The organism is Actinomadura sp. RB99, assembly GCF_014706005.1.
GTDB lineage: Bacteria > Actinomycetota > Actinomycetes > Streptosporangiales > Streptosporangiaceae > Spirillospora.
In genome coordinates this window covers 20,671-44,688 of record NZ_JABMCA010000046.1, presented here as the reverse complement: position 1 = coordinate 44,688, position 24,018 = coordinate 20,671, and the positions used below count along the sequence as shown (strand labels likewise).

The 24,018-nt window shown below is 73.3% G+C and carries 20 protein-coding genes; 15 read left to right on the top strand and 5 right to left on the bottom strand.

What is annotated here, in order from left to right; all coding sequences use genetic code 11:
• Positions 1-121: 121 nt before the first annotated feature.
• On the top strand, positions 122-634 hold the full coding sequence (locus tag amrb99_RS32425) for an RNA polymerase sigma factor (protein ID WP_190863295.1): 513 nt from the start codon (positions 122-124) through the stop codon (positions 632-634).
• A complete protein-coding gene (locus tag amrb99_RS32420; RefSeq protein WP_190863292.1) occupies positions 631-1,740 on the top strand; it encodes a CU044_5270 family protein in 1,110 nt (369 codons plus the stop codon). The genes amrb99_RS32425 and amrb99_RS32420 overlap by 4 nt, the downstream gene beginning before the upstream one ends.
• 4 nt (positions 1,741-1,744) lie before the next feature.
• Here the strand turns inward: amrb99_RS32420 and amrb99_RS32415 are convergent, their stop codons facing one another.
• The gene (locus tag amrb99_RS32415) at positions 1,745-2,470 is read right to left on the bottom strand and encodes a TetR/AcrR family transcriptional regulator (protein ID WP_190863290.1); all 726 of its coding nucleotides are present in this window, start codon (positions 2,468-2,470) and stop codon (positions 1,745-1,747) included.
• A 114-nt stretch (positions 2,471-2,584) separates the two neighbouring features.
• Between amrb99_RS32415 and amrb99_RS32410 the strand changes: the two genes are divergently transcribed.
• The 10 genes from amrb99_RS32410 (at position 2,585) to amrb99_RS32365 (ending at position 12,673) form a co-directional block, all read left to right on the top strand.
• Positions 2,585-4,090, top strand: coding sequence for an MFS transporter (locus amrb99_RS32410; RefSeq protein WP_190863288.1), 1,506 nt, complete (start codon positions 2,585-2,587; stop codon positions 4,088-4,090).
• Positions 4,091-4,314: 224 nt separating this feature from the next.
• Positions 4,315-5,187 (top strand): isocitrate lyase/PEP mutase family protein, encoded by an 873-nt coding sequence (locus amrb99_RS32405; RefSeq protein ID WP_347256949.1) that lies wholly within the window; start codon positions 4,315-4,317, stop codon positions 5,185-5,187.
• Positions 5,188-5,376: 189 nt separating this feature from the next.
• Complete coding sequence (locus amrb99_RS32400) at positions 5,377-5,724, top strand: hypothetical protein (RefSeq protein ID WP_190863286.1); 348 nt, start codon at positions 5,377-5,379, stop codon at positions 5,722-5,724.
• Between the two features lie 194 nt (positions 5,725-5,918).
• Positions 5,919-6,086 carry a hypothetical protein gene (locus tag amrb99_RS32395; protein WP_190863380.1) on the top strand — a complete coding sequence of 56 codons (168 nt, stop codon included), beginning with the start codon at positions 5,919-5,921 and terminating at the stop codon, positions 6,084-6,086.
• Entirely contained in the window at positions 6,083-6,790 is a 708-nt protein-coding gene (locus tag amrb99_RS32390; RefSeq protein ID WP_190863283.1) for a peptidoglycan-binding protein, read from the top strand. Before amrb99_RS32395 ends, amrb99_RS32390 begins: the two co-directional genes overlap by 4 nt.
• Before the next feature lie 224 nt (positions 6,791-7,014).
• The gene (locus amrb99_RS32385) at positions 7,015-7,509 is read left to right on the top strand and encodes a (2Fe-2S)-binding protein (protein ID WP_190863281.1); all 495 of its coding nucleotides are present in this window, start codon (positions 7,015-7,017) and stop codon (positions 7,507-7,509) included.
• Complete coding sequence (locus amrb99_RS32380) at positions 7,506-9,926, top strand: xanthine dehydrogenase family protein molybdopterin-binding subunit (protein ID WP_190863278.1); 2,421 nt, start codon at positions 7,506-7,508, stop codon at positions 9,924-9,926. The genes amrb99_RS32385 and amrb99_RS32380 overlap by 4 nt, the downstream gene beginning before the upstream one ends.
• Positions 9,923-10,780 (top strand): FAD binding domain-containing protein, encoded by an 858-nt coding sequence (locus amrb99_RS32375; RefSeq protein WP_190863276.1) that lies wholly within the window; start codon positions 9,923-9,925, stop codon positions 10,778-10,780. Before amrb99_RS32380 ends, amrb99_RS32375 begins: the two co-directional genes overlap by 4 nt.
• A gap of 207 nt (positions 10,781-10,987) precedes the next feature.
• A complete protein-coding gene (locus tag amrb99_RS32370; RefSeq protein WP_241756137.1) occupies positions 10,988-11,869 on the top strand; it encodes an SRPBCC family protein in 882 nt (293 codons plus the stop codon).
• 102 nt (positions 11,870-11,971) lie between these two features.
• On the top strand, positions 11,972-12,673 hold the full coding sequence (locus amrb99_RS32365; RefSeq protein ID WP_347256948.1) for a class I SAM-dependent methyltransferase: 702 nt from the start codon (positions 11,972-11,974) through the stop codon (positions 12,671-12,673).
• A 66-nt stretch (positions 12,674-12,739) separates the two neighbouring features.
• On the opposite strand, the gene amrb99_RS53395 is transcribed toward amrb99_RS32365, so the two are convergent.
• The 3 genes from amrb99_RS53395 to amrb99_RS32350 form a co-directional block, all read right to left on the bottom strand.
• Positions 12,740-16,360, bottom strand: a complete 3,621-nt coding sequence (locus amrb99_RS53395) for a bifunctional glycosyltransferase/CDP-glycerol:glycerophosphate glycerophosphotransferase (protein ID WP_190863271.1) — start codon at positions 16,358-16,360, stop codon at positions 12,740-12,742.
• 75 nt (positions 16,361-16,435) lie between these two features.
• A complete protein-coding gene (locus amrb99_RS32355; protein ID WP_190863269.1) occupies positions 16,436-19,882 on the bottom strand; it encodes a bifunctional glycosyltransferase/CDP-glycerol:glycerophosphate glycerophosphotransferase in 3,447 nt (1,148 codons plus the stop codon).
• A gap of 308 nt (positions 19,883-20,190) precedes the next feature.
• A complete protein-coding gene (locus amrb99_RS32350) occupies positions 20,191-21,105 on the bottom strand; it encodes a LysR substrate-binding domain-containing protein (RefSeq protein WP_347256947.1) in 915 nt (304 codons plus the stop codon).
• A gap of 167 nt (positions 21,106-21,272) precedes the next feature.
• Here amrb99_RS32350 and amrb99_RS32345 point away from each other — a divergent pair, with 167 nt between their 5' ends.
• The 3 genes from amrb99_RS32345 to amrb99_RS32335 are packed head-to-tail and all read left to right on the top strand — an operon-like array spanning position 21,273 to position 23,588.
• Complete coding sequence (locus amrb99_RS32345; protein ID WP_190863267.1) at positions 21,273-21,845, top strand: SigE family RNA polymerase sigma factor; 573 nt, start codon at positions 21,273-21,275, stop codon at positions 21,843-21,845.
• Entirely contained in the window at positions 21,842-22,933 is a 1,092-nt protein-coding gene (locus amrb99_RS32340) for a hypothetical protein (protein WP_190863264.1), read from the top strand. Before amrb99_RS32345 ends, amrb99_RS32340 begins: the two co-directional genes overlap by 4 nt.
• A gap of 49 nt (positions 22,934-22,982) precedes the next feature.
• Positions 22,983-23,588: a TetR/AcrR family transcriptional regulator gene (locus amrb99_RS32335; protein ID WP_190863262.1), complete on the top strand. Its 606-nt coding sequence runs from the start codon at positions 22,983-22,985 to the stop codon at positions 23,586-23,588.
• Positions 23,589-23,709: 121 nt separating this feature from the next.
• Here amrb99_RS32335 and amrb99_RS52660 read toward each other — a convergent pair whose 3' ends face one another.
• Positions 23,710-23,838, bottom strand: coding sequence for a hypothetical protein (locus amrb99_RS52660; RefSeq protein ID WP_277820096.1), 129 nt, complete (start codon positions 23,836-23,838; stop codon positions 23,710-23,712).
• Positions 23,839-24,018: the final 180 nt, after the last annotated feature.

Below are 24,018 nucleotides of genomic sequence, written 5' to 3'. Positions count from 1 at the left end.
CCCCACCCGGTCCGCCGACCCGGTCCGGCCGCCCGTTCCGGCGGCCCGGTATCGGCGGTAACCCGCGCGGGCTCCGCGGACCTTTAGGGGTGAGGGGCCCCATCTCGGGTTTGGAGTCGGAGTGGCGGACGATGCGGCGGAACGGTTCACGGTGCTGTTCAGACGGCACCACGCGCGTGTGCGGGCGTACGTCCTGCGCAGGACGGACGAGGCACGCGCGGACGACGTGGTGGCGGAGGCGTTCACCGCGGCGTGGCGGCACATCGACCGGCTGCCCGAGGATCCGCTGCCCTGGCTCTACCGGGCGGCGCACAACTGCCTGAACAACGACCGGCGATCCCGGCGGCGGCGCGACCGGCTGGCCGGGCGGCTGGCCCTCCACCACGAGGACGCGCCCGACCACGCGGCGGGCGTGGTCGAGGAGGTGCGGCTGCGGGAGGCGCTGTGGCGGCTGCCGGACGCCGACCGCGAGGCGCTGATGCTGGTCGGCTGGGAGGACCTCGACCACCCTTCGGCCGCCTTCGTGGCGGGCTGCTCCGCGGCGGCGTTCAAGGTGCGGGTGCATCGCGCCCGCAAACGCCTGGCCGCCCTGCTCACCGACGACACCAGTCCCGCAGAGGAGGCGGCACGATGAACGACCTGGACGGCCTGCTGGCCGCCGCGAACCCGGTGCGCGCGGAGGACCTGGAGTACGGGGAGAGGGAGGAGGCGGTGCTGCGGGGCATCACCGCCCGGCGGCGCGGCCGGTGGCGCCCGAGGTGGAGCCCGAGGTGGAGCCCGCGGCCGCGGGCGAGGTGGGCGCTGCCCGGAACGGCCGCCGCCGTGGCGGCGGTGGCGGCCGCGGCGGTGGTGGCGTGGAACGCGCTGACACCCGAGCCCATCCCCCGGCAGCGGTTCGTGACGTCCGGACCGGCGCACGCGGTGCTGATGGCTGCGGCGGAGAAGGCCGACCACACCGAGCCGAAGCGGTTCTGGCACGCGGAGGGCGAGGTCGGGCAGCTGATCCAGCGCGACCATCACGGCCACCGGTACACGCTGCTCGCGACGTTCCCCACGGAGACATGGCTGCCGCGCGACCCGGTCGACGGGGACGGTGTGCACTCCTACGACATGGGCGCCGTGCGGCTGCGGCCGGTGAGTCCGGCCGACGCCCGGGAGTACCGGCTGGACGGGTCGCCGCAGCCGAACGAGAACCCGGACCCCGACGCGGGCGTCTCGGTCCCGGACGTCCCGCCGGGCCCCCGGCCCGACGACCGGGTCTTCGAGGGGGACCCGGCGCGGCTGCCGAAGGACCCGGCGCGGCTGCGGACGGCGATGCTGACCTGGATCCGCGACCACGGCGGCCTGCCGAAGGACCCGGACGCGTGGCTGTTCCGGGAGACGCCCGGCCTGCTCAGCGATCCGGTGTCGCAGCCGTCGCAGGCGCTGCGGGCGGCGGTGTACCGGATGCTCGCGGGGCTGCCGGGCGTGCGGAACCTCGGCACGGTCCGCGACCCGCTCGGGCGCCCGGCGCTCGGCGTCGCGATGGACGAGACCACCCGCGACCTCGGGACCCTGCAATGGCAGATCATGCTCAGCCCGTCCGAGGACTTCCTGATGGCGAGCCGGGCCGTGGTGGTGCGGCCGGGGACGGCCAACAGCCGGATGCCCGCCGGGAGCGCGCAGTACTACACGGTGCAGCGGACGGCGGGGTGGACCGACACCCCGCCGGCGCAGAAGCTGCCCGGCGCGCGGCGCTGAGCGGTCAGGACTTCCGCTTGAGCCAGCCTTCCAGGCCGTCGAGGATCCGTTCGAGGCCGAACTCGAAGCTGACGTCCGGCTCGACGCGGATGGTCGGGTTCTCCCGCCACCAGGCGGCGTAGCTGGGGTAGTCGTCGGCGACGCGCTCCACGAACGGGCGGAGCTGCTCGACGAGGTCGGCAGGCGACTTCCCTGCGTCGCGGGTGGCGCGCTCCAGCGCGGCGTCCGACATCGCGTAGCCGATGGCGTGCGACATCAGCAGGTTGCTCGCCCAGCTGACCTCCGCGCCGGACAGGCCGGCGGCGGTCAGCAGCGCGATGGTGCGGTCGCTGACCCGCATCGCGTTCGGTCCGATGGCGGGGTGGTTGCCGAACAGGCCGAGCACCCAGGAGTGGCGGAGGAGGACCGCGCGGAAGGCGCGGACGGTCCCGGCCGCCGCCTCGCGCCAGCCGACCTGGTCCGGATCGGGGATCTCGACCTCGCCGAGGATCTCGTCGACGACGAGTTCCAGCAGCTCGTCCTTGTTGGCGACGTAGAAGTACATCGAGGTCGCGCCCGCGCTGATGCTGGCGGCGAGGCGGCGCATGCTGAAACCCTCGATGCCCTCGGCGTCCAGCAGCGCGACGGCGGCGCCGACGATCTCCTCGCGGCTGAGCTGCGGGCGGCCCCGGCGCGGACGGCCGGGGCGCAGCCAGACCGAGCCGGCGACGGGATCGGTTTCAGAGGCCATGCGACGTCCTTCTGACCAGGGGATGCTCGGCCGCTCCAGATTATCGGTTGACGAACGCCGTACCAAAGTTAGTACAGTGTGCGAAAATTCGATCGCCGTACGAACGGGGATGCCATGTCCGCCCGCAATCCGCGCCGCTGGGTGATCCTCGGCGTGCTCTGCCTCAGCCTGCTCGTGGTGGTCATCGACAACACGGTGCTGAACGTCGCGATCCCGTCGCTGGTCGAGGACCTGCACGCGAGCAACTCCGACATCCAGTGGATCCTGGACGCCTACATGCTGGTGTTCGCCGGGCTCCTGCTCACCGCGGGCGCCCTGTCGGACCGGTTCGGGCGCCGCCGCGGCCTCGTCACCGGCCTCATCCTGTTCGGCGGCGCGTCCGGCCTCGCCGCGCTGGCCGACTCGTCCGGCGAGCTCATCGCCGCACGGGCGCTGATGGGCATCGGCGGCGCGTTCCTGATGCCCGGCACCCTGTCGATCCTCACCACCGTCTTCGACGACGAGGAGCGCAAGAAGGCCCTCGCCATCTGGAGCTCGGTGCTGATGGTCGGCGCCGTCGCGGGCCCGCTGGTCGGCGGCCTGCTGCTGCGCGACTTCTGGTGGGGCTCGGTGTTCCTGCTGAACATCCCGATCGCGGTCGTCGGGGTCGTCGCCGCGCTGCTGATCATCCCCGAGTCGCGCGGCCCGGCCGTCCGCCCGGACGCGGTCGGCGCCGTGCTGTCGACCGCCGGGATGACCGCACTCGTGTGGGGCGTGATCGAGACCGCGCGGGACGGCTGGTCGTCCGGCCGCACCATCGGCGGGTTCGTCGTCGCGGTCGTCACGATCACCGCGTTCGTGCTGTGGGAGCGGCGCTGCGCGGAGCCGATGCTGCCGATGGGCCTGTTCCGGGACCGCAACTTCAGCGGCGCCAGCCTCTCGGTGGTGCTGATGTCGTTCTCGGCGGGCGGGCTGCTGCTCGCGCTCACCCAGTACCTGCAGTTCGTCCTGGAGTACAGCCCGTTGAAGGCGGGCGCCTCGTTCATCCCGCTGATGGTCGCCGCGATGGCGTTCAACGGGGTCGGCGTGGTGGTCGACAAGAAGCTCGGCGCCCGCGTCGCGGTGGCCGCCGGCCTGCTGCTGCTCGCGGCCGGCTTCGGCGTGCTGGCGACGCTGTCGCCCGGCGACGGCTACCCCAAGCTCGTCGTCGCCCTCGTCGTCATGGGGATGGGCAGCGGGACGATGGGGCCCGCGGCGTACGGGACGCTGCTCGGCGCGCTGCCGCCCGAGCGCGCCGGCGTCGGCTCGGCGGTCAACGACACCGTCCAGCAGGTCGGGCAGGCGCTCAGCGTCGCGGTGCTCGGCAGCGTCCTGTCGGCGGCGTTCTCCAGCCACATGCCGGACGGCGTGACCGGCGCGGCACGCGAGTCCATCGGCGACGCGCTCGCGGTCGCGGCGGCCAAGGGCGACGCCGGGCTCGCGGCGGCGGCGCGCGACGCGTTCACCGACTCGATGGCCACCATCGCGGTCGTCGGCGTGGTCGCCGGCGTCGCCGCGGCCGTGCTGGCGTTCCTCGTCCTGCGCCCGGCCCCGTCGGCGCAGCAGGACGCCCCGAGCGCGCCGGTCGACGTCGCCCCCTAGACGACGCCTTTTACAAATCACCATATGCCACTTCATTACCGGCGATGCATGACCGGTTTTTAGTGGACCGCTACATTCACTTTACCCCTCCTATACGTTCTGGATGAGTAACTAATCGCGACGCGGAATAGCGACACATCCGCGTTGTTCGAGGCGTGACAGTTCCCCCGGCCCGGTGCCCGCGCGGCACGAGCCTGCCACACCCCAGAACAGAGGAGTGATACGTGAATTACGGAGACGAGCTACGACGCGAGATCATGTCGGAGGGGGTCACCCCGCTCATCGGAGTGTTCGACATGTTCTCCGCCTCCGTCGCCGCGAAGCACTACGACGGCCTCTTCGTGTCCGGATTCGGGTTCGCCGCGTCGCACTACGGGCTGCCCGACATCGGCTTCATCGCCTGGCCGGACCTCGTCGCGTTCGTGCAGCGGCTGCGGCTCGCCTTCCCCGGCCGGCACCTGCTGGTCGACATCGACGACGGGTACGTCGACCCGGAGGTCGCCTGCCACGTCGTCGAGCAGCTGGAGATGATCGGCGCGTCCGGCGTCATCCTGGAGGACCAGCAGCGGCCGCGCCGCTGCGGGCACGTCGACGGCAAGCGGATCCTCCCGCTGCCGGAGTACCTCGAGAAGCTCGACATGGTGCTGCGCACCCGCGGCGACCTCGTGGTGGTCGCCCGCACCGACGCCACCGACGAGGACGAGATCCTGCGCCGCGCGCAGGCCCTCGCCGAGACCGACGCGGACGTCGTCCTGGTCGACGGCGTCCGCAGCGTCGACTGGATCCGCCGGGTCCGGTCGGTGATCGGCGGCAAGCCGCTGCTGTTCAACCAGATCGCGGGCGGCAAGTCGCCGCGCATCTCGCTGCCCGAGCTGACCGAGCTCGGCGTCGACGTGGCGATCTACAGCACGCCGTGCCTGTTCGCCGCGCAGAGCGCCATGGACGCGGCGCTGCTCGAACTGAAGGGCGCCGACGGCCGGCTGCCCGAGATGACGCCGGACGCCGTCGGCGTCAAGGAGTCCATCGAACTGCTCGAACGCAATATCAGCCGGCACCACCGGCCGAACGGCCGGAAGATGGCGGGCACCCCCGCCTGAGCCTTCCGAACACCGGCATTCGCCCATCGCGGTGATTCCCCATCCGGGAGTCGCCGCGATGTTTCGTCCTTGCACGGTTCCCGTCCTTCACGGGTTCCTTTCCGCGCGAATTCCGTCGCCCACGGGATCCGCCGTCCGCGAATTCCACCCGTCCACGAATTCCACCCGTCCACGAATAAAGGGGTCACCATGCGCATGCTCACCAGGCTTCTGGTCCTGTCCGCCCTCACCTGCGCCGCCGCGGCCGCGACGGCCGGCGTCACCTGGGCGTCCACCTCCCCGTCCGCCCCGGCGGCCCCGGCCGCGCACGGGGACAGCCTCGTCAGCGCGTTCAACAACACCGGCGACGACGCCGGCGACGACAGTTGGCTGGAGATCGACCGCTCGTTCAACCTCGCCAAGGGCGACGGCAGCCCGGGCAGCGACATCATCAACGAGGTCGGCGGCGCGTCCAGCGGGATGTCGCCCGGGTCCGCGAACGGGTCGCTGTCCGGCACCTCGACGACCACGTCCCCGCCGCAGTCGGACGACGAGTGACGTCCGGGACGGCGCCCGCGCACCGGCCGGGCGCCGTCCGCTCACCCGCGGGTGACGATCGGGCGGCCCTTGGGGCAGGTCAGACGGTGTCGAGGTGATTAGGGCGGAAAACCGGAAATGTAGGGGGCATCCGATTACGGTCGGTTGGTGATCGCCCACGGAACGGGGGCGGTCGCGACCGGCGAGGAGTGACAGTGACCCCCGAAGCACGAACGGACGCCGCGGAGGCGTCGCATATGGACCGGGTCGACGTGAACCCCGGCGTCGACCGCGCGACGGAGCCCGACGAGGACCGGGTCCTGCGCGAGCTGTACGGAGAGCCCGACGAGGACGGCATCCACCGCGGGGAGGGGCTCTCATGACGGCGGCGAGCATGCTGGCGGAGGCCCGCAAGTCCCTCGGGATGTCGGGCCGTCCGAACACCATCACCAAGGAGTACGCCGCCCGGCACGGGGACGAGTTCCTCAAGGCGTCCTGGTGCGACATGGCGATCACCTACTGGGCGCGGCACAGCGGCAACGCGGACGCCGCCCTGCTCGGCGGCGACCGCGCCTACACCGTCTGGCACGCCGAGGACTTCCAGAAGGCCGGGCGCTGGCACGCCGGCACGGCCGCGCGGGTCGACGCGGCGAAGCCGGGCGACATCGTCTTCTTCGACTGGGGCGCGTCCAACAGCATCTCCGCGATCGACCACGTCGGCGTGGTCGAGAAGGCGCTCGGCGGCGGACGGGTCCAGACGATCGAGGGCAACACCTCCGACGCCTGCAAGCGCAGGGTGCGCGGCGCGGACGTGATCGCGGGCTACGGACGGCCCGACTACAACGGCGACGACTGGACGGAGGCCATCGTGAACAAGCTGCCGCAGGTGAGCAAGGGCGACACGGGCGAGCACGTCGAGAGCGTGCAGGGGCTGCTGCTGGCGCGCAGCCACCCCGAGGTGTCCGTCAACGGGCGCTTCGACGACACCACGGAGGCGGCGGTGAAGGCCGTCCAGAAGTGGGGCGGCGTCACGGCGGACGGGGTCGTCGGGCCGGACACCTGGCCGGTGCTGCTGCGCGTGCACTAGGACCGAAACTCCCCCGGTCCCGGGACAAATAAGCCACGTCGGGGTCTAGTACGCGATTCAACCGCGGCATACCTTCGTAAGGTCGCATGTCGCGGAGCGGTTCCGGCAGGCACGCCGCGGAGTGCTCCAGAGAGGCGGGGCCCCGATGACGTGGCCGAACCAGCGCGCTCCGCCCGGGGACGTCCTCTCTCCGGTCCACCCCGAGACGTCCCTGGGAGAAACGCATGCCACGTATCCGTGTCGAGGTCGACGGTGCGACGTACGAGGACGACGTCGAACCGCGGCTTCTTCTCGTCCACTATCTGCGCGACCGGCTGGGGAAGGTCGGCACCCCCGTGGGGTGCGACACCAGCAACTGCGGAGCCTGCACCGTCCTGATGGACGGGATGAGCGTCAAGAGCTGCTCCGTGCTCGCCGTCCAGGCCGACGGCCGTGACGTCACGACCGTCGAAGGGCTGGGGATCGGCGGCGCGGAGCATCCGATGCAGCGCGCCTTCCACGAGGAGCACGCGCTCCAGTGCGGCTACTGCACCCCCGGCATGATCATGGCGTCGATCGATCTGCTGCGGGAGAACCCCGACCCGTCCGAGGAGGAGGTCCGGGACGGGCTGGAGGGCAACCTGTGCCGGTGCACCGGCTACCAGAACATCGTGAAGGCCGTCCGGCGCGCCGCGGCGGAGATGCGGACGCCCGCGCAGGAGCGGGAGGTGACGCCATGACCGCGACGGCCGAGGGCCGCCCCGCGAAGGAGATGGGCTCGCCCCGGAAACGGTCGGAGGACGCCCGGCTGATCACCGGGCGCACGAAATGGACCGACAACATGGCGCCGGCGGGGACGCTGTACGTGGCGTTCCTGCGCAGCCCGCACGCGCACGCGCGCATCGCCGGGGTGGACGTCGCGCAGGCGAGGAGCCGCCCCGGGGTGGTGGCGGCGTTCAGCGGCGCCGACTTCGCGGACGAGCAGGGGGCGCTGCCGTGCGCGTGGGTCGTCACCGAGGACATGAAGCATCCGGACCATCCGCCGATGGCGGTGGACGAGGTCCGGTACGTGGGCGAGCCGGTGGCCTGCGTGGTCGCGCGCGACCGGTACGCGGCGTTCGACGCGCTGGAGGAGATCGACGTCGACTACGAGCCGCTGCCCGCCGTGGTGGACATGGAGGCGGCGGTCGCGGACGGCGCCGACCTGGTCCATGAGGACCTCGGCACGAACACCTCGTACACGTGGGTGTTCGAGAACGGGGACCTGGACGCGGCGATGCGGGACGCCCCGGTCGTGCTGGAACGCCGGTACGTGCAGCAGCGCCTGATCCCGACGGCGATGGAGCCGCGGTCGGTGCTGTGCGTCCCGGAGGGCGACGAGTTCACGCTGTACTCGGCGACGCAGATCCCGCACATCCTGCGGCTGATGCTGGCGACGGTCACCGGGATCGGCGAGCACCGGATCCGGGTCGTCGCGCCGGACGTGGGCGGCGGGTTCGGGTCCAAGCTCCAGGTGTACGGCGAGGAGGTCCTCGCGCTGCTGCTGGCGCGGCGGCTGGGCCGTCCGGTGAAGTGGACGGAGTCGCGCAGCGAGGGGAACATGACCGTCCACCACGGCCGCGACCAGATCCAGCGGCTGACGCTCGCGGCGGAGCGGGACGGGCGGATCCGGGGCCTGAAGGTGGAGCTGCTCGCCGACATGGGCGCCTACCTGATGCTGGTGACGCCGGGCATCCCGCTGCTGGGCGCGTTCATGTTCAACGGCATCTACAAGATGGACGCCTACTCCTTCACGTGCTCGGGCGTGTTCACAACGAAGACGCCGACGGACGCGTACCGGGGCGCGGGGCGCCCCGAGGCGACGTTCGCGATCGAGCGGCTGATGGACGAGCTGGCCGCCGAGCTCGGCATGGACCCGATCGAGGTGCGGCGCCGCAACTGGATCGCGCACGAGGAGTTCCCGTACGACACGATCGCCGGCCTCACCTACGACAGCGGGAACTACGAGGCGGCGACGGACAAGGCGCTGGAGCTGTTCGAGTACGACAAGCTGCGCGCCGAGCAGGCGGACCGGCGGGAACGCCATGACCCGGTGCAGCTCGGCATCGGGGTGTCGACGTTCACGGAGATGTGCGGGCTGGCGCCGTCGCGGGTGCTGGGGTCGCTGTCGTACGGCGCGGGCGGCTGGGAGCACGCGTCCGTCCGGGTGCTGCCGTCCGGGAAGGTCGAGGTCGTCACGGGGTCGTCCGCGCACGGGCAGGGCCACGAGACGGCGTGGGCGCAGATCACTGCGGACCGGCTCGGCGTCCCGTTCGAGGACGTGAAGGTGCTGCACGGCGACACGGCCGTGTCGCACAAGGGCATGGACACCTACGGGTCGCGGTCGCTGGCGGTCGGCGGGATGGCGCTGTACTCGGCGTGCGACAAGGTCGTCGACAAGGCCCGGAAGGTCGCCGCGCACCTGCTGGAGGCGTCCGAGCAGGACTTGGAGTTCGAGAACGGGCGGTTCGGCGTCCGGGGCGTCCAGCAGGAGGGCCGGACGCTGCAGGAGGTCGCGCTGGCCGCGTTCGCGGCGCACGACCTGCCGGACGGGATCGAGCCGTCGCTGGACTCCGACGCGACGTTCGACCCGGACAACTTCTCCTTCCCGCACGGCACGCACCTGTGCGCGGCCGAGGTCGACACCGAGACCGGGATGGTGAGGATCCGCAAGTACGTCGCGGTGGACGACGTCGGCAAGGTCGTGAACCCGCTGATCGTCGAGGGGCAGGTGCACGGCGGGCTGGCGCAGGGCATCGCGCAGGCGCTGTACGAGGAGGCCGTGTACGACGCGGACGGCAACCTCACGACGACGACGATGGCCGACTACCTGATCCCGTCGGCGGCGGACCTGCCGCCGTTCACGACCGACCGCACCGAGACGCCCGCGACGTCCAACCCGATGGGCGTGAAGGGCGTCGGCGAGGCGGGCACGATCGCCTCGACCCCGGCGGTCGTGAACGCGGTCGTGGACGCGCTGCGCCCGTTCGGCGTGGACGACGTCCCGATGCCGTGCACGCCGGAGCGCGTGTGGCGCGCGCTCCGCGCGGAGTCCACGCCCGACACGGCCGAGCCCGGCGCGGGCGGCGGCCTCGGATCGGCCGGAGGTGCCCAGTGATCCCCGCGACGTTCGACTACGTGCGGCCCGCGTCGGTGGACGACGCCGCGCGGGCGCTGGCCGACGCGGGCGAGGACGCGAAGGTCCTCGCCGGCGGGCAGAGCCTGATGCCGCTGCTGCGGATGCGGCTCGCCTACCCCGACGCGCTCATCGACCTCGGCCGGCTGGACGGGCTCCGGGAGATCCGCGACGACGGCGGCGCGGTGGTCATCGGCGCGATGGCGACGCACCACCAGGTGGTCGGCGACCCGCTGGTGCGCGAGCACCTGCCGCTGCTCGCGCGGGCGACGGAGACTGTCGCGGACCCGGCGGTCCGGCACCGCGGCACGTTCTGCGGGTCGCTGGCGCACGCGGACCCGGCGGGCGACCTGCCGGCGGTCGCGCTGGCGCTGGACGCGGTGCTGCTGGCCCGGTCGGTGCGCGGCGAGCGGGAGATCCCGGCGGCGGAGTTCTTCGTCGACTGGATGACCTCGGCGCTGGAGCCGGACGAGCTGCTGGTCGGCGTCCGGGTGCCGAAGCTCGGCGCGGGCTGGGGCGTGCACTACGAGAAGTTCCACCGGACGGCGCAGGCGTGGGCGATCGTGGGTGTCGCCTGCGCGGTGCGCCGGTCGGGGGACACCGTGGAGGACGCCCGCGTCGCGCTGACCAACATGGGGCCGGCGCCGGTCCGGGCGAGCGGGGTCGAGGAGGCCGTCCGGGGGCGGGCGGCGTCGCGGGAGGCGTTCCAGGCCGCCGCCGCGCGCGCCGCCGAGGGCACCGAGCCGCCCGCGGACCTGCACGGGTCCGCCGAATACCGGACGCACCTGGCGTCCGTGCTGACCGCGCGGGCGCTGAGCGCGGCGGCGAACGTATGAGCGGCCCGGCTCGGCGGGTGCGCGGGACCGTCCCCTCGCACGCGGCGCGCGGCTGAGTCGTGGCCGTGCGGCCGGGTCCCCGCGCCCCGGGGCCCGGCCGCGCGGCCGCCCGTGCCGCCGCGAGTGTGGGGACACCCCGCACTGGCGGCGCCCGGGTGATCGCCGTAGGGTCGCGAGGAAGTACACCGGACGATAAGGACCATGATCATGGAGCTCGACCACGAATTCACCGTCCCCGTGCCGGTGGATCGGGCCTGGTCGGTGCTGCTCGACGTGGAGCGCGTCGCGTCGTGCATGCCGGGCGCGACCCTCGACTCGGTCGACGGCGACGAGTACGCGGGCCGGCTGAAGGTGAAGGTCGGCGCGATGACCATCACCTACCGGGGCACCGCGCGCATCGTCGCGGCCGACGAGTCGTCCCGCACCGTCACGATGGAGGCCGCCGCGAAGGAGGCGCGCGGCTCCGGCACGGCGTCGGCGACCGTCCAGGCGAAGCTGCGCCAGCAGGAGGACGGCACGACCCTGGTGTCGGTGCGCACCAAGCTGAACGTGACGGGGCGGCCCGCGCAGTTCGGCCGCAACATCCTGTCCGAGGTCGGCTCGAAGATCATCGCGCGGTTCGCGAAGGCGCTCGCGGCGGAGCTGGAGTCGCCGGCCGAGCCGGAGGCCCCGGAGGCTCCCGTGGCCGAGGCCGCCGCGACGGCCGCGCCCGCGGCGCCCGTGCAGGAGGAGGCCGCGCCGGAGCCGGAGGCTCCGGCCGAGGAGCCGGCGCCGGAACCCGAACCGGCCGCCGAGAAGGCCCCTGAGCAGGCCGCTGAGCAGGCCGCCGAGCCGGTGAAGCCTGCCGAGCCGGTGAAGCCCGCCGAACCGGAACCGGCGAAGGCGGAGGTGGCGCGGCCCGTGCCGGCCGCGCCGCGGCACGCGGCGCCGTCCGAGCGGCCGCCGCTGCGGCTCGCGCGCGACGACGACGCGATCGACCTGCTGGAGGTCGCCGGGCCGTCGCTGGTGAAGCGGGCCGTCCCGGCGGCGGGCGGGCTCGTCGTGCTGCTGCTGGTGATCCGCTGGCTGGTGCGGCGCCGCAGGCGCTGACGGCCCGCCGAGGCTCGGAGCCGGTTCAAGCGCGGGTCAACGATCGGCATGCGATCGGCGACGACGGTGGAACGCGCCGCCGCGATGGCGTGGCCTTGTCCCGTGGACACGATCGAGCTGCAGCGGATCTCGGGGATCGAGCACGACAACTGGTGGTACCGGGAACGGCGCGCGATCGTCTCCGGTGAGCTGCTGCGGTTCAGCGTGCCCGGCACGGCCGTCGACGTCGGCGCCGGGGCGGGCGCGGACGCGCGGATGCTGGCCGGGCACGGCTGGCGGACGACCGCCATCGACCTGAACCCGGGCGCGGTCGCGCTCGCGCGCGCACACGGCGTCGAGGCGTACGAAGGCGACGCCCGCTACCTCCCGCTCCCCGGCGGGCAGTACGACCTGGCGCTCGCGATGGACGTGCTGGCGCACATCGACGACCACGAGCGCGCCGCCGCCGAGATCGCCCGCGTGCTGAAGCCCGGCGGGACGGCGCTGGTGTGCGTCCCGTGCGACATGGCCCTGTGGTCGGCTCACGACGTCGCGCTCGGGCGCGTTCGCCGCTACACCCGCGACGCCCTCACCGAGCTCCTCGAAGGCGCCGGCCTGCTGCTGGAACGGCTGTGGAGCCGCGGCGTGCTGCTGCGCCCCGTGCTGCGCCGGCTCCGGCACCGGACGACGCGCCGCGAGGACCTCGCTCCCCTGCACCCGCTGGCGAACGAGGCCCTGTGGCTGTCGATGGCCGTGGAGCGGCGGCTGCCGCTGTGGTCGTGGCCGGGCACCTGGCTGTTCGCCCGCTGCCGCCGCCCCGGCTGACCGGACGGCGTTCACCCGCGGCGAGCCGCCGTCATGGCGGACCCCATGACGGCGGCTCGCCGCGGGTCAACGAGGGAAGACGTGGTCGATGACGCGGGCCGCGGCCTCGCCGTCGTCGTGCGGGCAGTACTTCACGAAGAAGTCGTCGTACCGGCCGCTGTACACGTCCTCCAGAGCGGGCGCCTCGCGGACGGCCTCGGCGACCTCCTCCGACGTCGCGACCAGCGGTCCCGGCGCCTCCGCTTCCAGGTCCAGGTAGAAGCCGCGGACGTGGTCCCGGTAGCGCTCCAGGTCGTAGGTGTAGAAGACCATCGGGCGGCCCAGGACGGCGTAGTCGAACATGGCGGACGAGTAGTCCGTCACCAGCACGTCGGACGCCATGTAGAGGTCGGCGATGTCGGGGTAGCGGGTGACGTCGATGACGAAGTCGTCCGACGCGACGTGGGCGCGGTCCGTGACGAGATAGTGCGCGCGCAGGAGCAGGACGTGGTCATCCCCGAGCGCGCGCCGCATGGCCTCGATGTCCAGTTCCAGGTGGAAACCGCGGCGGTCCGGGGTGTGGTGTTCGTCGTCCCGCCACGTCGGCGCGTACAGCACCACCTTCTTGCCCTCGGGGATGCCGAGGCGCTTGCGGATGTCCGCGCCCACGCGCTGCCACTCGGGAGCGCTCATGACGTCGTTGCGCGGAAAACCGGTCTCCAGGACCTCGCCGCTGTAGTGGAACGCGTGCCGCATCACCTGCGTGGCGAACGGGCTGGACGACAGCAGGTAGTCCCACCGGGGCACTTCGCGCTGTATCCAGTCGAGCTTCTCGGTGCGCCGGTACGGCATGTCCTTCAGGTCATAGCCGAGCCGCTTGAGCGGCGTGCCGTGCCAGGTCTGAAGGTAGATCTGGCCCGGTCGCTTGGCGAACCAGTACGGCGCCCCGTAGTTGGTGACGATGTACTGTGCGCGCGCGAGCGTCCGGTAGTGCTCCCGTGTTTCCGCCTGGACGGTCCGTGCCTCGCCCTCGACGGCGAACTGGCCGTCCCGCGAAACCCACACGCATTCGAGGTCGGGCCTGCGCTTGGCGAGCTGCTCGTAGAGCGCGCGCGGGTTGCAGCTGTACTGGGACGCGTTGCAGCTGTCGAACACGACGACGTCCGACAGCGGGCTGCGCAGGTAGACGGGGTAGTCGTTCTGCTGCAGGAGCCGCTGCGCGTGCCGTCCGCGCTCGTCCTCCGACAGGGCGGGACGGCTGTGGATCTGCACCGCGTCGGTCTGGTGGACGCCGACCTCGAACTCGTGGGTCCCGACGCGCCGCCATTCGGGCAGCGCGGGGATCCCGGCGCGCTCGGCGACGACGGCGACGTCCCCGGACCGGGTGGGCGCGATCAGGTCCCAGGCGCCCTCGGCGAGCGGCAGGTCCGTCCCGAACACCGGCAGGCGCGCGGGCGTCAACGCGGCGGTGAACCGGTTCCCCTCCCAGGTCAGCGGCACCTCGTGCGCCTCGCCCGAGCGGCTGCGGTGCAGCACGAGGCGGCCGGGCCGGTCCTCGGGGTCGGCGTAGGTGCCGGTGAGCGCGAGCCGGCCCTCGGCGTCCCAGGCGGCCTGCGTGACCACGGGCCGGAAGCCGCGCTCGATGCCCCGCAGGTTCCCGTACGCGGTGCGGGTGACGACGAACTCGCGGCCCCGCCAGGCGAACCTGGCCTCGGCGAGATGCGCGGCCATGGTCAGCCGGAGCGGGCCGCCCTCGCCGCTCAGCCGGATGTCCCAGTCGATGACGTCCAGCAGGTGCGCGTGGCCGGGAGCGATGTGCGGCACTGCGTCGTCCGGCGCGCGCTCCCCTCCTTCGGCCGGGCCGCCGGCCGGTCCGCCGGCCGCGCCGACGGCCGGGCGCGCGCCGGAATCGGGGGCGTCGCCGGCGGACTCGGGGAGCGAGAGCAGGCCGTCCAGCGGCAGCGTCGCGGTGAAGCTGAAGCCGGTCCCCTCGGCCGCCGGCGTCACCGCCGCCGGGCGGACCGTGACGTCGCCGAACACCTCCGTCCCGCCGTGCCGCCGCGCCGCCATGATCGCCGCCCCGGCGCCGAGCGCCCGGTTCGTCCACCCGGTCAGCTCCAGCACGTCGCCCATCCGGCGGAACCCGGTGAGCACCGCCCGGGACGCCTTGACGTGCACGGCGAACCCCTCGTCGCCGTCCGCCGGCTGGACCGCGACGTGCTCGGCGAGCTGCCGCGCGGCCGTCCACCGCACCCGCGGCGCCGCCGCGGTGACCCGCCGGACGGCCTTGTGCCCCGCCGTCGTCACCTCGGCGTACAGCTCCCACGCGGCGGTGCGCCACTCCTCGCCGTCGCGGAGCGCCTCCGGGTCGATCCGGACGGCGAACCCCGACCACTCGTACGACACCAGCGCCTGCCCGGAACGGGCCGTGGCCTCGGGGCAGCGGGTCCGCTCCACGTCGAGGCGGACCTCCTGGCCCGTCCGGGCGTCGCGCAGCCACATCCGGATCCGGGAGTCGTGCGCCGACGACACGTCGAGGCGGGCGAGGTGCGCGAACCCCTCGAGCGTGAGGACGTCCCCGTCCCAGCCGGCCCGCTCCACCCCCGTCCACAGCTCGAACTCGTCGGTGACGTCGTACACCTCGTCGGGCACGGCGCGGTGCGGGTCGCCGAAGAATGGGTAGCGGGCGTACCAGCGCTGCCGGAACCGGCCCTTCGCGACGAGCGGGACCTCGTCCAGGCCGCCCTCCTCGAACCGCAGCACCTCCAGCAGCTCCGGCAGCATCCGCTCGCCGAGCAGGTGCAGCTCCAGCCGCTTGATCGCCTCCAGCCCGGACACCGCCGCCGGGTGCGCCTCCGCGACGATCTCCGCGCCGAGGCCGACCAGCCGGCGGCGCTCCTGCTCGGACGCGGCGGGCAGCGCGTGCACGAGCGCGCGGACGTCCAGGTCCAGCGCGTACATGTCGTGGGCGGGCAGCAGTTCCGGCGCCCGGTCGCGCAGGACGCGGCGGACCATCCCCAGGGCGGCCATCCGGTCGATGATGTCGCCGAGCTCCTGCCGTTCCCGCTCGTAGGCGCCCAGGTGGTGGCGCCAGAAGTAGACGGTGGCGTCGAGGACGTCGACGGAGGACGCGAGGACGTGCGTCTCCATCGCCACGGTCAGGTCGCCGTACTGCATCGCGGGGAACTCGAACTGGTGCGCCTCCCAGAACGAGCGGCGGAACACCTTGTTCCACACGGTCCGGTCCTGCAGCAGCGCCGGCTGCTGGGAGATGTGCGTGGACCGCGCAGCCGCCGCGTACGGCTCCGCGTGCAGCCACGACTGCCAGACGCCCTCGTCGTCGAGGCACATGACGTTGCCGCCGGCGATGTCCGACCCGGTCGACTCCAGCGTCCCGACCAGCAGCTCGTACGCGTAGGGCGGGAGCGCGTCCTCGCCGTCGACGAACGCCAGGTAGCGGCCCCCGGCGTACCGGACGCCGGTGTTGCGCACCGGCCCCGCGGACGGGTCGTTGTGCGGGGCGAGCACGAACCGGCCGTCGCGGCGCGCGAACGCCTCGGCGACGGCGGCGGCCTCGTCCGCGGCCCCGTCGTCCACCATGATCACTTCCAGGTCGCGCAGCGTCTGCCCGGCCAGCGACTCCAGGCATCCGGCGAGGTGGTCCCCGGCGGCTCGGAACGGTACAACGACGCTGATCTTCGGTGACACGGGTTCTCCAGGGGTTGCGGGGTGGTGGGGCGCGCGGATCCGCGCGGCGCCACTCGGGACGGCGCCGCGCGGACGTCAGAGCACGTGGTCGAGGACGCGGGCGGCGGCCCGGCCGTCGTCGTGCGGGCAGTACCGGGCGGCGAACGCCGCGCGCGCGCCGCGGTACCCGGACTCGATCGCCGCCGGCTCGGCGAGCGCCTCGACGACCTGCTTGGACGTGCGCAGCAGCGGCCCGGGCGCCTCCGCGTCGAAGTCGAAGTAGAAGCCGCGCACGTGGTCGCGGTACCGCTCCAGGTCGTAGGTGTAGAACAGCATCGGCCGGCCGGTGACGGCGAAGTCGAACATCGCCGAGGAGTAGTCGGTGACGAGCACGTCGCTGATCAGGAACAGCTCGGAGATGTCGGGGTAGACCGACACGTCCATGACGCAGTCGCCGGGCCGCCACTTCGGCCGGTCCGTCACCAGGTAGTGGGTGCGGAGCAGCAGCATGTGGTCGCGGCCCAGCGCCTTCCGGAACTGCTCCACGTCCAGTTCGAGGCGGAACGCCCGCTTGCCGATGGCGAAGTGGAAGTCGTCCCGCCACGTCGGCGCGTACAGCACGACCCGCTTGCCCTCGGGAATGCCCAGGCGCCGCCGTACCGCCGTCGCTATCTCGTCGCGGTGCGGGCTGTTCAGGATGTCGTTGCGCGGATAGCCGCTCTCCAGAACCTCCCCCTGGTAGCCGAACGCGCGCCGGAACAGCGGCACGGAGAACGCGTTCTGCGATAGCAGCACGTCCCACTGCGGGACGTCGTGCTGCATCCAGTCCATGCCCTCGGTCCGCTTGTAGGGCATCTTCTTGACGTCGTAGCCGAGCTTCTTGAGCGGCGTGCCGTGCCAGCACTGCACGTACGTCTGGTCCTCGCGCTTGGTGAACCACTCCTGCTGCGACCAGTTGCCGAACACGTAGCGCGCCCTGGCGAGCGCCTCGTAATGCTCGCGGGAACCGGCCAGGACGGTCCGCGCACCGGCGGGCTTGCCGAACTGGCCGTTCTCCGTGACCCACACGCAGTCGACGTCCAGTTCCCTGCGGCGAAGCTCGTCGTAGATGCCGCGCGGGTTGCACGCGTACTGGCGTCCCTTGTACGCGTCGAACACGGCCAGGTCGCGCACGGGCAGGTTCAGGTGGCGCCTGTAGTGCCCGGACCGGATCCTCGCCTGCGCGTAGGGGCCGCGCTCGTCGTCGTCGAGGGCCGTCTGGATGTGGAGCTGGAGCAGGTCGGTCTTGTAGACCCGGACATCGACGCGGTGCAGGCCCGTCTCGGTCGGCTCCGGCAGGCGCCGCAGGGCGTGCCGCCGGACGGCCACGGGCCGTTCCGTCTCGCCGAGCGCCGCGAACACGTCCCAGCGGCCGGACACCAGCGGGCGCGACAGCCCCAGCACCGGCATCCGCTCCGGCGCGAACTTCGCGGTGAACCGGTCGCTCTCCCAGCGCAGCGCGACGGTGTGCTCCTCGCAGGACCGCCGCCGCCGCAGGATCAGGGCCTCCGGGCGGCCCGCCGGGTCCGTGCAGGTCCCCGATAGTCGGAGCAGCCCGTCAGGCGACCACGACACCCGGTCCACGACCGGCCCGCCGTCCCGCGCGACGACGCGGACCTGGCTGCGCCGCGTCCGCGCGACCTCCAGCTCCCCGCAGGGGGCCGGGTGGACCGCGCCCGCCGCGTCCTCCTCCAGGTACGGGCGGACGCCGCCGGGCAGGCTGATCTCCCAGTCGCCGAGATGCCGGGCGAGCGCGCCGACCGGCAGCTTCGCGCGGAACCCGTACCAGCCGTCCGCCGCGCCCTCCGCCGGCTCGACCGGGCCGACCACGGTGGCGCGCCCCGCCTTCGGCACCGCGGTGACCCGCGCGTCCTCGCCGAGCGGCGTGCGGCTCCAGCCGTCCAGCCACAGCTCGCCGCCCTCGACGTGCGAGCCGGCCACCGTCGCCTCCGTCCGCCGCACCTGCACGACGAACCGGCGCTTCGCCGCGACGCCCTGCACCAGCACGCCCGGCGCGCACTCCTGGTCGTCCGGCCACTGCCGGGCGCTGAGCCGCGGGTTGGCGAACGTGCGGCGGCGCCGCAGCCCCCGGTTGACGATCTCCACGCACGGGATCCAGTCGACGTCCCGCCAGCGGCCGAAGATCCGCAGCGCGGCCGGGTCGATCTCCGCGACGAACCCCGACCAGTCGTAGGACACCACCGACTGCCGGGTCCGCGCCGTCACGTCCGGCCGCCGCACCCGCCGGATCGGCACCCGCATCAGCCCGCGCCGGTTGGACGCGAGCAGCCACAGCCGGATCCGGGAGCCGTCCTCGCTGGAGGAGTCCAGGTGCCGGATGTAGGCGTGCCCTTCGAGCCGCAGCCGCCCGCCGACCCAGGTGGCCCGGTCGATCACCGCCGCCGGCTTCAGCTCGTCGGTCACGTCGTACACGTGCAGCGGGACGCCGCACTCCTCGTCCTCGAAGAACGGGTACTCGGCGTACCAGCGGTGCCGGAGCCCGCGCCGTACCCGCGCCGTGTCGTTGTGCTTGCCGAGCTGAACGAACCGCAGCACGTCCATCAGCTCGGGCAGCTTCTTGCGGCACAGCAGGTGCATCTGGAGCCGCGTCATCGACGGGAGCCGCCTGATGACGCGCGGGTTGATGCCCTGCGCTAGGGCCGCGCCCATGGCGACGAGCTCCTCGCGGTTCTCGTCGTCGGTCCTGGGGAGGGCGTCGAGGACGACGCGCAGCTCGATGTCGACGAGCACGTGCTCGTCGTAGGTGGCGACGAGCTGCGGCGCGTAGGAGGCCAGTCCCTCCCGCACCACGCGCGCGGAGCGCAGGCGCTGGCAGAGGTTGTCCCAGTCGTAGCGGTCCTCGGTGATGGACCCCGGCCGCTTGCGCCAGTAGTAGACGGTGTCGCTCAGCACGTCCACGGCACCGGCCAGCGCGTGCGCGCGCGCCGTCACGGGCGGGTCCTCATAGAAGCCGGCGGGGAACTTCAATTCCGCGCGGTCCCAGAACGCGCGCCGGTACACCTTGTTCCACGGCGTACGGTCGCGGATCAGCAGCCCGTGCGACGACACGTGCGTCTTCAGGCGGGTCTCGGTGAAGACGCCGCTGTGGAGCACCGACTGCCACGTCCGGTCGGCGTCCATCCGCTCGACGTTCCCGGACGCCATGTCCGACCCGGTGCGCTCCAAGGAGCCGACCATCTTGCTGTAGGCGTCCCGCTCAACGACGTCGTCGGCGTCGGCGAACGCCAGGTACTCCCCCTTCGCCAGCCGCACCCCCGCGTTGCGGGACGGCCCCGGCCCCTCGTTGTCGCGCGCCAGCAGCCGGAACCGCGGATCGCGGTCGCACATCTCCTTGGCGATCACCGCGCCGTTGTCGTCCGACCCGTCGTCCACCATGATCACTTCGAGGTCGCGCAGCGACTGCCCGGCGATCGACTCCAGGCAGGCGCGCAGGTACTCCTCGGTGTTGTGGAACGGGACGACGACGCTGAGCTTCGGTGACATGCGGCCTCCTAGGGGCGGGGGAACGACCCCCGCACCCCCCGGTTCGCTTCGCTCGTGCCAGTGGGTCGGTTGACGCGGGCCGCCGCCGAGCGAGAGCGGAAACCCCGCCACACCGAGCATGGTGACACGAAGTGATCAGACGAACGCGGATCGCGATTGCCAGGCCGTCCCCTGACGCAGACTTGACCCGCCCTGCCGTCCCTTTACCGCGCCCTGACGCGGCGACCCCGCCCGCGACCTCGCGGAGGCCGCCCTCAAGGCGAGGCCCGGTGATCCCGGGGCGTCAGGGCCCCGGTGATTCCGGGGCGTCAGGCCGGCCGGATGCCCGGCGAACCGGTGCCGAGCTCCGCGATCGCCGCGCGGACGCCCGCCGCCAGCGCCTCGAACTCCTCCGCGCGCGGCGACGTCGACCGGAACCCCAGCCCGATCCGCCGGAACGGCGCCGGGTCGGCGAACCGGTGCAGCGACAGGTTCGGCGCCCGCCGCGTCTCCACCGGCAGCGCCGTCTCCGGGACCAGCGTCACGCCGAGCCCGCCCGACACCAGCTGGACGAGCGTCGCCAGGCTCGTCGCGTACGTCGCCGACGGCGCCCGCGCGCCCACCTCCCGGCACACGTCCAGCGCCTGGTCGCGCAGGCAGTGCCCCTCGTTCAGCAGGATCACGTCCAGCTCGTTCAGCGCGTCGCGCGGCACGCCCTCGGCGTCCAGATCGAACGACGCCGGGGTGACCAGCACGAAGTCCTCGTCGTAGAGGGGCAGCTCGGTAACGCCCTGGACCGGCGCGGGCAGCGCGAGCAGCACCACGTCGAGCCGCCCGGCCATCAGCTCGGCGACGATGTGGTCGGTCTGCTCCTCGTGCACCGACAGCTCGAGATCGGGGAACTCTTTGGCGAGCCGCGGCAGCACCACCGGCAGCAGGTAGGGCGCGACGGTCGGGATCACGCCGACGCGCAGCGGCCCGACCAGCGGCCCGCGCACCGCCCTGACCTCCTCGACCAGCCGGTCCAGCTCCGCCAGGACGTTCTCGGCCCGACGCGCGACCCGCTCGCCCGCCGGCGTCAGCAGCACCCGCCGGGTCGTCCGCTCGACGAGGCGGGTCTCGAGGCTCTCCTCCAGCGCGGCCACGGAGCCCGACAGCGCGGGCTGGCTCATCCGCAGCGCGGCGGCGGCGTCCCGGAAGTGCAGATGCTCGGCCAGCGCCAGGAACGCCCGGAGCTGCGACACCGTCGGCCTGCTGATAACCGTCCCCTATCACCGCATCGTCGATGGATAACCGCCGCCTCACATTACCCGGCGGTCGCACGGGCCCCGGACCATCCTCTGCGCCGCAGCAGGCAACGAACGGGCGCCTCGTGAGTGTAAGAAGCGTGGAAACCGACATAGTGGCGAACATGCGCCACCCCCGCCGCGCGACCGGCGCCGTCCCCGAGGCGGACGCCTCCGAGGCGGGCGCCTCCGAGGCGGACGATCGCGCCGCGGCCACCGCCGCCCTGACGGCCCTGTTCCGCGAGCACCAGCTCGGCCTGGCCCGCACGGCCCTGATGATCGTCGGGGACCGGGCCACCGCCGAGGACGTCGTGCAGGACGCCTTCATCGACCTCTACCGCAGGATCGACCGCCTGACCGACCACGACCGGATGCTGCCGTACGCCCGCGCCGCGGTGGTGAACAAGTGCCGCACCGTGCTGCGGCGGCGCAGGCTCGCGTTCCGGACGGGACGCACGCACGAACCGCCGGTGTGGTCGGCGGAGTCGGCGGCCATGCTCGGCGAGGAGCGGCGCGAGGTGTTCCTCGCGCTGCGGCGCCTTCCGCGGCGCCGCCGCGAGGCCCTGGTGCTGCGCTACTACCTGGACCTGGACGAGCGGGAGATCGCCGAGATCATGGGAATCGGTGTCGGCACGGTCCGGTCCACCGTCTCGCGGGCGCTCGCGTCGCTCGCCGACCTGCTCGGGGAGGAAGCATGACCAGGACCGAGGACCGGCTCCGCGACGCGTTCGGCGCCGCCGCCGCGAGCATGCCGGACGGCGCAATGGCGCCGCTCACCGTCCCGTCCGCCCGGCGTCGGCGCCGTCCCTGGACGGTGCCCGTCGCGGTCGCGGCCGGGCTGGCCGCCGTCATCATCGGCGGCACCGCGGTCGGCGGGGCGATCCCGCGCGCCGCTCACGACGGCCCCGCCGCGGGCGCCGGCGGGCCCCGGCACGTCGTCGCGATCCGCGACGGGCGCGCGGTTGTCGAGAACGCCACCGCGCAGGGCCTCACGGAGGCGGCCTCGCTCGGCGGCCGGTACGAGGCGGTGGCCGCGACCGGCGACGGGCGGACGTTCTTCCTCGCCGGCAAGGCGGGCGGCGACTCCTACGCCTTCTACCGGCTCACCCTGGGCGCGGACGGCACCCCGTCGGCGCCGGAGCGGGTCCCCGGCGGGACCGTCCGGCTCGACACGGGGTTCGGCAAGCCCGAGAACCTCGCCGCCAGCCCCGACGGCTCCCGGCTCGCCGTCGTCGGCGCCGCCGGCGGGCGCCCCGAGGCCGTCGTCATCGACGTCCGCACCGGCGGTCACCGGACCTGGAGCACCGCCACCGGCGGGTCCGTCACCAGCGCGACGTGGGCGCCCGACAACCGCACCCTCGGCTTCGTCCAGGCCCCCGGCGGCCCGTCCGGCCAGGCGGTGCTGCGGCTGCTCGACACCGGCCGGCCCGGCGCCGACCTGCTGTCCTCCCGCGTGCTGCGCCCCGCCGAGGTCACCGGGACGCGGGTGAACGGGCTGATCAACGTGTTCGTCCTCAACCCCGACGGGCGGACCGCCACGGCCCAGATCCAGGGCGCCAAGCACGGCCCCGACGACGACGCGTCCTTCGTCCTCGCGACGCTGTCGGCGGCGAACGGGCGGCCCACGGGGCCGGCCGTCCGGCTGCCCGGCGACTCCTTCTTCGTCAAGGCCGACGGCTCCGGCGAGCACTTCCTGCAGCTCGTCGACGGCCGGCCCGGACGCGTCGACGGCGACGCGTTCGCCTGGCTGAGCCGCGCCGCCGACTACGACGACCTCGCCTGGTGACCCGTCCCGCCGGCCGCCGGTGACGCGACCGCTGTGGTATCAAGCCCGGGTGTCCGACGATCCCGCCCGGCGCCCGGGCTACCACCACGGCTCCCTGCGGGCCGCGCTGACCGCGACCGCCCTCGACCTGCTGGACGAGGGCGGCGTGTCGAACGTCTCGGTGCGGGAGGCGGCGCGGCGGACCGGCGTCTCGGCGGGCGCCCCGTTCCGGCACTTCGCCGACCGGGACGCCCTGCTCACGGCCGTCGCGGGACGTGTCCTGGAGGACTTCGGCGAGTGGCAGCGGGCGGCGCTCGCGGACGCCCGTCCGGACCGTCCGGCCATGTGGACGTTCGGGCACGCCTTCGTCCGGTACGCCGCGCGGCACCCCCACCGGTTCGAGCTGCTGCGCACCACCGTCTACACCGCGGACCCGGCACCGGAGATCCGCGAGGCCATGCTTGCGATCGAGCGGCAGGTGACCGATCTCATAGCGGCGGGGCAGAACGCGGGCACGCTGCGCGCGGGCGACCCGCAGCTGGTGATCCTGGCGGCGCACGCCCTCGTCTACGGGCTCTCGCAGATGGTCGTCGACGGCTTCCTGCCCGCCGAGCACGCCGGTGAGCTGGCCGAACAGGTCCTCGACACGTTCGGGAAGGGCATCGGGCAGGGCTGACCCGCACCGGCCTCCGCGGGGCGTTGACGGTGCCCGCGCGGCCCTGATGTAATCGGTGCTCACATTCGCCGGAGGACAGGGGCGCCCATGCCGTTCGAGCAGCCCATCGCGACGGGCCGGATCACCGGGACGACGGCCGGGGCTGCACCGTCACCGAGACGAACTGGCTGCGCGTCCCGCTGTGGCTCATCCCGATCGCGATCGCGCTGACCGGCACCGTCGACCGCCCCGCCCACAACGCCCGCAACATCGCGACCACCCTCGGGCGCCTCAAGGCGCACCTCGAAGGGACCGGCGCGTCCTGAGCGGCCGGGCGCGATGCCCCGGAATGCCGGGCCGGTTCGGAGATCGTCTATTCTCGTCCGTTACGGAGCGTGTCGACAGCTCGGAGCGCGAGTGTGATCTCGATCAACTCGCGGCGCCGCCCGGA

Coding starts and splice junctions, on each gene's coding strand:
- amrb99_RS32410 (WP_190863288.1), top strand. CDS start 2,585: ATGTCCGCCCGCAATCCGCGCCGCTGGGTGATCCTCGGCGTGCTCTGC.
- amrb99_RS32385 (WP_190863281.1), top strand. CDS start 7,015: ATGCCACGTATCCGTGTCGAGGTCGACGGTGCGACGTACGAGGACGAC.
- amrb99_RS32415 (WP_190863290.1), bottom strand. CDS start 2,470: ATGGCCTCTGAAACCGATCCCGTCGCCGGCTCGGTCTGGCTGCGCCCC.
- amrb99_RS32390 (WP_190863283.1), top strand. CDS start 6,083: ATGACGGCGGCGAGCATGCTGGCGGAGGCCCGCAAGTCCCTCGGGATG.
- amrb99_RS32355 (WP_190863269.1), bottom strand. CDS start 19,882: ATGTCACCGAAGCTCAGCGTCGTCGTCCCGTTCCACAACACCGAGGAG.
- amrb99_RS32380 (WP_190863278.1), top strand. CDS start 7,506: ATGACCGCGACGGCCGAGGGCCGCCCCGCGAAGGAGATGGGCTCGCCC.
- amrb99_RS52660 (WP_277820096.1), bottom strand. CDS start 23,838: ATGTTGCGGGCGTTGTGGGCGGGGCGGTCGACGGTGCCGGTCAGCGCG.
- amrb99_RS32345 (WP_190863267.1), top strand. CDS start 21,273: ATGCGCCACCCCCGCCGCGCGACCGGCGCCGTCCCCGAGGCGGACGCC.
- amrb99_RS32370 (WP_241756137.1), top strand. CDS start 10,988: ATGGAGCTCGACCACGAATTCACCGTCCCCGTGCCGGTGGATCGGGCC.
- amrb99_RS32340 (WP_190863264.1), top strand. CDS start 21,842: ATGACCAGGACCGAGGACCGGCTCCGCGACGCGTTCGGCGCCGCCGCC.
- amrb99_RS32400 (WP_190863286.1), top strand. CDS start 5,377: ATGCGCATGCTCACCAGGCTTCTGGTCCTGTCCGCCCTCACCTGCGCC.
- amrb99_RS32420 (WP_190863292.1), top strand. CDS start 631: ATGAACGACCTGGACGGCCTGCTGGCCGCCGCGAACCCGGTGCGCGCG.